This is a genomic window from Cellulomonas algicola, from assembly GCF_003851725.1.
Taxonomy (GTDB): domain Bacteria; phylum Actinomycetota; class Actinomycetes; order Actinomycetales; family Cellulomonadaceae; genus Cellulomonas; species Cellulomonas algicola.
On sequence record NZ_BHYL01000129.1, the window covers coordinates 1 to 6,778 of the forward strand.

General features: G+C 75.5%; 6 protein-coding genes. 5 read left to right on the top strand and 1 reads right to left on the bottom strand.

The genetic code is table 11. From position 1 onward, the window contains the following. Positions 1 to 1,103, bottom strand: a 1,103-nt coding sequence (locus CTKZ_RS09640; RefSeq protein ID WP_235843420.1) for a chymotrypsin family serine protease, incomplete at its 3' end; no start/stop codon positions are given. Between the two features lie 358 nt (positions 1,104 to 1,461). On the opposite strand from CTKZ_RS09640, the gene CTKZ_RS09645 reads away from it, so the two are divergent. From CTKZ_RS09645 to rplL, 5 genes are all read left to right on the top strand, one after another. Then, a complete protein-coding gene (locus CTKZ_RS09645) occupies positions 1,462 to 2,088 on the top strand; it encodes an RNA polymerase sigma factor (RefSeq protein WP_235843421.1) in 627 nt (208 codons plus the stop codon). Next, complete coding sequence (locus CTKZ_RS09650) at positions 2,085 to 2,588, top strand: carboxypeptidase regulatory-like domain-containing protein (protein ID WP_124342751.1); 504 nt, start codon at positions 2,085 to 2,087, stop codon at positions 2,586 to 2,588. The genes CTKZ_RS09645 and CTKZ_RS09650 overlap by 4 nt, the downstream gene beginning before the upstream one ends. Before the next feature lie 7 nt (positions 2,589 to 2,595). Beyond that, positions 2,596 to 5,205 carry a CHAT domain-containing protein gene (locus tag CTKZ_RS09655; RefSeq protein ID WP_124342752.1) on the top strand — a complete coding sequence of 870 codons (2,610 nt, stop codon included), beginning with the start codon at positions 2,596 to 2,598 and terminating at the stop codon, positions 5,203 to 5,205. A gap of 362 nt (positions 5,206 to 5,567) precedes the next feature. Next, entirely contained in the window at positions 5,568 to 6,098 is a 531-nt protein-coding gene (gene rplJ / locus CTKZ_RS09660) for a 50S ribosomal protein L10 (RefSeq protein WP_124342753.1), read from the top strand. A gap of 87 nt (positions 6,099 to 6,185) precedes the next feature. Beyond that, positions 6,186 to 6,578, top strand: coding sequence for a 50S ribosomal protein L7/L12 (gene rplL, locus CTKZ_RS09665; protein ID WP_124342754.1), 393 nt, complete (start codon positions 6,186 to 6,188; stop codon positions 6,576 to 6,578). Positions 6,579 to 6,778 lie beyond the last annotated feature (200 nt).

The window sequence follows — 6,778 nt, forward strand, 5'->3', positions numbered from 1 at the left end:
GGCGGGAACAGGCCACCCGCTGCGCGCTGCTGCGCGGCGCGCAGCTGGGCGGCCCGACGCGCGAGCGCCGCCTGGCGGGCGCGCGCGGCGCGGACGGACGCGGGCGTCGCGACGTCGACGCCGAGCGTCGAGAGGACCGCGGCGATGGGGTTGGCGACGGAGAACGACCCGTCGCCCTCACCGGCCCACAGCAGCCCGACGACCTTGCCGTCCTCGTCGACGACGACGGACCCGGAGTCGCCGCCCGCGGAGAACGACGGCTGTCCCTCGTCGGGCTCGACGCGGATCTGGTCCCGCAGGGTGCGCCAGCCGATGCCGGGGCCGAAGTCGACGGACGTCGTGAAGTCGGTGGACACGACACGCCCGGTCCGCAGACCGGTCGTGCGGCCGTGCTTGCGGACGACGGAGCCGTCGACGGCGGGGGCGGAGCCGGTGACCGCGCCGATGCCGACGACGCCCGGCACCCACGCCGCACCGGGCGCGATGGCGACGACGGCGGCGTCGATGCGGTCGGTGAGGGTGCCGCGGACGAGCAGGCCGAACTGGTCCCCGCGCGCGGCGCCGTCCGCGAGCGCGGGCTGCACCCAGCGGCTCCCGACGTCCTCGAGCCCGTCGCCGGCGGCGACGTGCCAGTTCGTGAGGGCGAGCGCGCGGCCGGTGTGCCGCTCGACGACGACGACGCCGAGCGTGCCGTTGACGGACCGCAGCTCGGCGGAGGTCGCGCCCTGGATGGTCACGGGGTCGACGGGGCCGATGCTGATGCCGCCGGCGAGCGGTCGCACGCGTCCGCGCATGAGGGTCGTCACGTCGTCGACGGCCGGGGCCTCGTGGTGCAGGACGACGCGGTGCTCGACGACGTCGGTGGGGACGCCGTCGATGGCGGCGGGGATCCGCTGGTCGTCGTCGAGGTCGGCGGCGTCGAGCTTGCGGGTGACGTGGACGACGATGGCCTGCCGTCCGGTGGGCCGGCCGTCGGACCACTTCTCGCCGATGTCGACGCCGACCACGCCCGGGCGGGCGATGAGCGAGTCCTCGTGGGTGCGCTTCGTCGGGCGGATCTGCTCCCGGCTGAGGGGCTCGGGCGCGCTGTCCTGCTCGGTCATGTCGTGCGTCTCCTCGGTTCGAAGTCCACGGTCCCGGCCCGCTCCGGCGCCGTCGCCGCGGGGGCGGACCGGACGGCGTGAGCTCGGGCGGGTGCTGGCGAGGAGCGCCCGCGGCCTGCCCAGATACACGTCCGGGGAAGAAATCTTGGTGCACGTGTATCTGGTGGCGGGAGCCCCGCTCCTGAGGGTCGACCCCGGCACGGGGGGACGGGCGCTCGCAGGCGCGCGGGACGGGAGCGCACCCGGTCCGCGGCGGAGCCGGTCAGCTGTCCGTGTCGTCCTTGTCGGGGTTGTCCGGGCCGCCCTACTGTGTCAGGGGCGCGGCCGCCCGACGAGGCCAGCCTGTGAGGGGTCCATGATGAGTGACGACCTGGTGGAGCCGGTGGACGCCGCGCTCCGCGAGGGAGAAGGGCTGGCCGACCAGGCCGCCCGGGCCGTGGTCGCGTACCGCGACGGCGACAGGGCGCCGCTGGCGGCGCTCGTGCACGTGATGACGCCCCTGCTGTGGCACACGGTCCGCGCTCAGGGCGTGGACGCGGAGCAGGCGCAGGACATCGTGCAGAACGTCTGGCTGACCCTCGTGCGTGACATCGAGTCGATCCGCGACCCGCGGGCGACGCTGCAGTGGATGCTCGTCACCGCGAAGCGGGCGGCGTGGCGTGCGGTGCGGCGAACCCGCGAGGACCTGGTGCGGCACGAGCATGACGAGCACGTGACCGACTGGCTCTCGGCCCCGGCCGAGGACCGGCCGGACACCGTCGCGGTGCGCTCCGAGCGGGACCGGGTGCTCTGGGAGCACGTCGGCACGCTGCCGGACCGTTGCCGCCGGCTCCTGGGGCTGGTCGCGCTGGTCGACCGGCCCGACTACACGGTGGTGTCCCGGGCGCTCGGGATGCCGGTCGGGAGCATCGGCCCGACCCGCGGCCGCTGTCTCGCGAAGCTCCGCCTCGCCCTCTCCAACGACCCCGCCTGGAGCATGTCATGAGCACCGACGAGAGCACCCTCGCCCTGGTCGCCGCGGGTTCGCTGGACGTGGCCGACGTGGAGATCCTGCAGCAGCTCGCGTCGCTGGTCGGCGCGTCCGACCCGGTCCCGGCGGGCCTGGTCGACCGGATCGGCATGGCCCTGACGATCGAGGCGCTGCACGCCGAGCTCGCGGAGCTGCACCTGGTCGGCGAGCCGGCGCTCGCGGTCCGTGCGGACGAGACGAGCATCGAGGCCGGCACGATCACGTTCACGACGGACGTGCTCACGGTGATGATCTCCGTGCACCCGGAGGCGGACCGCGTGCGGGTCGACGGCTGGGCCGCACCGGCGAGCGAGCTCTCGGTGGAGCTGCACCAGTCCGGTGACGTGACGACGGTGACGTCCGACGCGGACGGCCGCTTCTCGTTCTCCGACGTCGAGCGGGGCCCCGCGCGGCTCGTCCTGCGGCGACCGGAGGAGCCGCAGGTGCCCATCGTGACCCCGCAGATCGAGCTCTAAGGCACCGATGTCGGACCCGGGCGGCCCGGCGGCCGCCGGGCCGCCCACCGTCGACGTCCTCGCCGAGGCGCTGGTGCGCGCCGAGACCGAGAACGCCGAGGGTCGTCCGACGCGTGCCCGCCGACGCCTGCGCCCGCTGCTGCACGACCTGGAGGCCCTGCCGGGGTCGCCGGACGTCGTGCGGCTGCGGGCGCGCGCGCTCGTCGAGCTCGCGAAGGCGGACTTCGAGACGCGCGGCGCCCCGGGTCCGGCGCTCGACGAGCTCGACGCGATGCTCGTCGAGCACGAGCGGGACCCGGCGCGTGGCTGGGCGGGCCTGGTGCCGGCGGTCGCGGGGCTGCGCGGGCTGCTCGCGCTGCGGGCGGGCCGTCAGCACGAGGCGCTGCACTGGCTCGACGAGGCGGTCGCGTCGATCGACGACGCGGACCCGATCGACGCGTGCCGCGTGCTGCTCAACCGCGGGGTCCTGCACTCGGACATGCACCACGTGTCGTTGTCGCGGGCGGACTACGCGGAGTGCGCGCGGCGCTCGCGGCGCGCGGGCTTCGAGCTGCTGACGTTCAAGGCGGAGCACAACCTCGGCTACCTGGACTTCGTCGCCGGGAACCTGCCGGACGCGCTCGCGCGCATGGAGGCGGCGGCGCGGATCCTGCCGGGGCCGCCCCGGCCGACGGCGCTCCTGGACCGCGCGCGCGTGCTCCTCGAGGCGGGGCTGGTCGGCGTGGCGGACCAGGCGCTCGCGGAGGCGGCGGCGTCGTTCGAGCAGCACCACCGGGTGCGCGACGTCGCGGAGTGCGAGCTGGGCCGCGCGGAGTGCGCGCTGCTGCGGGGTGACGTCGCGGCGGCCCGGAGGTTCGCGGCGTCGGCGGAGCGACGGTTCCGTCGCCGGCGCGAGGACGCGTGGGTCGTGCGGGCGGCGCTGCTGGGGCTGCAGGTCGACGCGGTCGCGTACGCGCAGGCGCCGGCGGACGCGGCGACGCGGGCGCTGTGGGCGGGCCTGTCGCGCAGGGCGGGCCGGCTGGAGGCGACGTGCCGGGCGTCGGGCCGCACGGCGTGGGAGGTCGGCGCGGCGTACGTGCGGATCGAGGCGGACCTGGCGCGCGGCGCGCTCGACGACCCGGAGGCGCTGCTCGAGCAGCTCGGCACGGTGCGGGGGAGCGACCCGATCTCGGTCCGGCTGCACGGCCGCTGGATCCGCGCGAAGCTCGCGCAGGCGGCGGGGGACCGGGCGAGGGCGGCGCGCTTCGTGCACGCGGGGCAGCGAGACCTGGCCCTGCACCGGTCCCGGTTCGGGTCGCTGGACCTGCGGACGGCGGGCGCGGTGCACGGGCGGGCCCTCGCGTCGCTCGACGTCGAGCTCGCGCTGTCGACGGGCCGCGCGACGGCGCTGCTGGACGCGGCGGAGCGGATCCGCGCGGTGATCGGCGGGACGCCGCGGGTCAACCCGCCGAGCGACCCGGAGTCGGCCGCGCTCCTGTCGCAGCTCCGACGGCTCATCGACGACAGCCGCGGCGTCATCGGCCGCGCGAGCGCGGACCCGCAGCGGGCGCGCGCGTTCCGGGAGGCGCAGCGCCTCAAGCACGAGATCCTCGCGCGCTCGTGGCACGAGCGGGGCGAGGCGGGTGACGAGCGTCCGGGGCGTGCGTCGGAGGTGCGGCGCCTGCTCGCCGGGCGGCCGGGCAGCACGCTCGTGGACATCGGCGTGCACCGGGGTGAGCTGCTCGCGGTCGCGGTCACCGCGCACCGCACCGAGCTGCACCGCCTCGGGCCGGCCGCGGAGCTGTCCGAGCTGGTGCGCCGCGTGCACGCGGACCTCGAGGTCACCGCGAACCCGCTGGTCCCGGTCGAGCTGCGCGAGGTCGCGCAGCGCGCGCTGCGGCACGGGCTCGCGGCGATGGAGGCTCGGCTGGCGCCGCTGCTGGGCGCCCCCGACGAGCTCGTCGTGGTCGCGACCGGCTGGCTCGCGGCGCTGCCGTGGTCGATGCTCGCGGCGCGCGCCGGCCTGCCGACCGTCGTCGCCCCGTCGGTGCACCACTGGGTCCGGTACACGGGGACGGTCGGCGCGATGCCGGGTCGTGTGACCGCCGCGGCGGGTCCGGGCCTGCGGCACGCCGACGACGAGGTGCGCGAGGTCGCGGCCCTCTGGCCCGACGGCGAGGCGGTGGTCGGCGCCGACGCGACGGTCGCGCGCATGATCGCGCTGCTCGGGTCGCCGGGCGTCGTGCACCTGGCCGCGCACGGCCGGCACGAGCCCGACAACCCGTTGTTCTCGTCGGTCCGCCTGGCCGACGGCCCGCTCTTCGCGCACGAGCTCGACGCGGGTGCGCAGACCCCGGACCTCGTCGTGCTGTCGAGCTGCGAGGTCGGCCGGGCGTCGGTGCGGGCGGGCGGCGAGGCGCTCGGCATGGCGAGCGTGCTGCTGCGTCGCGGGGTCGGCTGCGTGGTGGCGGCGATCGCCCCGCTGCCGGACGAGACGGCGATGCGCGTGATGACGCGGACGCACGTGCTGCTGCGCGAGGGTGCTCCCGTGGCGCGCGCGGTCGCCACCGCGGTTGCGGAGGACGCCGACCGCACGGGGACCGTCGCGCCGCTCATGTGCTTCGGTGCCCCGGTCTGACCCCGCGTGACGGTGCGACCGGACCCGGCGTCCTGACCGACCCGGCGTCCTGACCGACCCGGCGCCCTGACCGACTCGGCGCCCTGACCGACCCGGCGCCCTGACCGACCGGGCGACCGTGCGGCGCACGCGATTTGGGTGGCGCGGGGGACGTGTCGTACTCTTGTCGGGCCCAAGACCGCCGGTCGTCGGCGTCACGTTCCGTGACCTCGACCGAAGTCCCGCAGCAGCGGAGGCCAGCGCAGGTGAGAGTTCCCCGACGGACCGGCCCCGCCGCGTCCTGACGTCGAGCCCCGCGCCTGCGCGGGGCTCTTTCGTTTGTCGGGGTGCAGACCGGTGGCACCACCATCGGAAGGATTGCCATGGCGAGGCCGGACAAGGCAGCCGCTGTCGCAGAGCTCACGGACCGGTTCCGTGAGTCCAACGCGGCCGTGCTGACCGAGTACCGCGGGCTCACCGTCGCGCAGCTCAAGCGGCTGCGCAAGGCGCTCGGCGGTAACGCAACCTACGCCGTGGTGAAGAACACGCTGACCGCGATCGCGGCCAAGGAAGCCGGCCTGACGGGCCTCGACGACGCGCTCAAGGGCCCGTCGGCGATCGCCTTCGTCACCGGCGACCCGGTCGAGGCCGCGAAGGGTCTGCGTGACTTCGCCAAGGCGAACCCCGCGCTGGTCATCAAGGGCGGTGTCCTCGACGGACGCGCCCTGACCGCTGCGGAGGTCACCAAGCTCGCGGACCTCGAGTCCCGCGAGGTGCTCCTGGCCAAGGCGGCCGGTGCGATGAAGGCCAAGCTCTACCAGGCTGCCTACGTCTTCACCGCGAACACCGCCCAGGCCGCCCGTGTCATCGATGCCCTGCGCCAGAAGCAGGAGTCGGAAGGCGCAGCCGCCTGACCCTCGCGGTCACGCGTCGCGCACACCCCCACATCTGCTTCGGCAGCCGGCACGGCTGACCGGGCACCCGACGAAAGGAACGCCATCATGGCGAAGCTCAGCACCGACGAGCTCATCGAGCAGTTCAAGGGCCTCACGCTGATCGAGCTCTCCGAGTTCGTGAAGGCCTTCGAGGAGGTCTTCGAGGTCACCGCCGCCGCCCCCGTCGCCGTCGCCGCGGCCCCCGCCGCCGGTGGCGCGGGCGCCGAGGCCGAGGCCGAGGAGGAGAAGGACTCGTTCGACGTCGTCCTCGAGGCGGCCGGCGACAAGAAGATCCAGGTCATCAAGGAGGTGCGCGCCCTCACGTCCCTCGGTCTCAAGGAGGCCAAGGACCTGGTGGACGAGGCCCCCAAGGCCGTCCTGGAGGGTGTCAACAAGGAGGCCGCCGAGAAGGCGAAGGCGCAGCTCGAGGGCGCCGGCGCCACGGTCACCCTCAAGTGATCTGACTCCGGCCCGGTCCTGCGACCGGCAGCCGGAGGCGCACTGCACGACGAAGGCCGCACCCCGTCGAGGGTGCGGCCTTCGTCGTCCCCCGGCGCGGTACGACGGGGAGGCCGGGGGAGCGGCCTCAGGGGTGGCCGGCGTGACCGCCGAGACCGGGCAGGTCGGGGAGCCCGTGCGAGCCGTGCGGCTGCGCGTGC

Coding starts and splice junctions, on each gene's coding strand:
- CTKZ_RS09650 (WP_124342751.1), top strand. CDS start 2,085: ATGAGCACCGACGAGAGCACCCTCGCCCTGGTCGCCGCGGGTTCGCTG.
- CTKZ_RS09645 (WP_235843421.1), top strand. CDS start 1,462: ATGAGTGACGACCTGGTGGAGCCGGTGGACGCCGCGCTCCGCGAGGGA.
- rplL (WP_124342754.1), top strand. CDS start 6,186: ATGGCGAAGCTCAGCACCGACGAGCTCATCGAGCAGTTCAAGGGCCTC.
- CTKZ_RS09655 (WP_124342752.1), top strand. CDS start 2,596: ATGTCGGACCCGGGCGGCCCGGCGGCCGCCGGGCCGCCCACCGTCGAC.
- rplJ (WP_124342753.1), top strand. CDS start 5,568: ATGGCGAGGCCGGACAAGGCAGCCGCTGTCGCAGAGCTCACGGACCGG.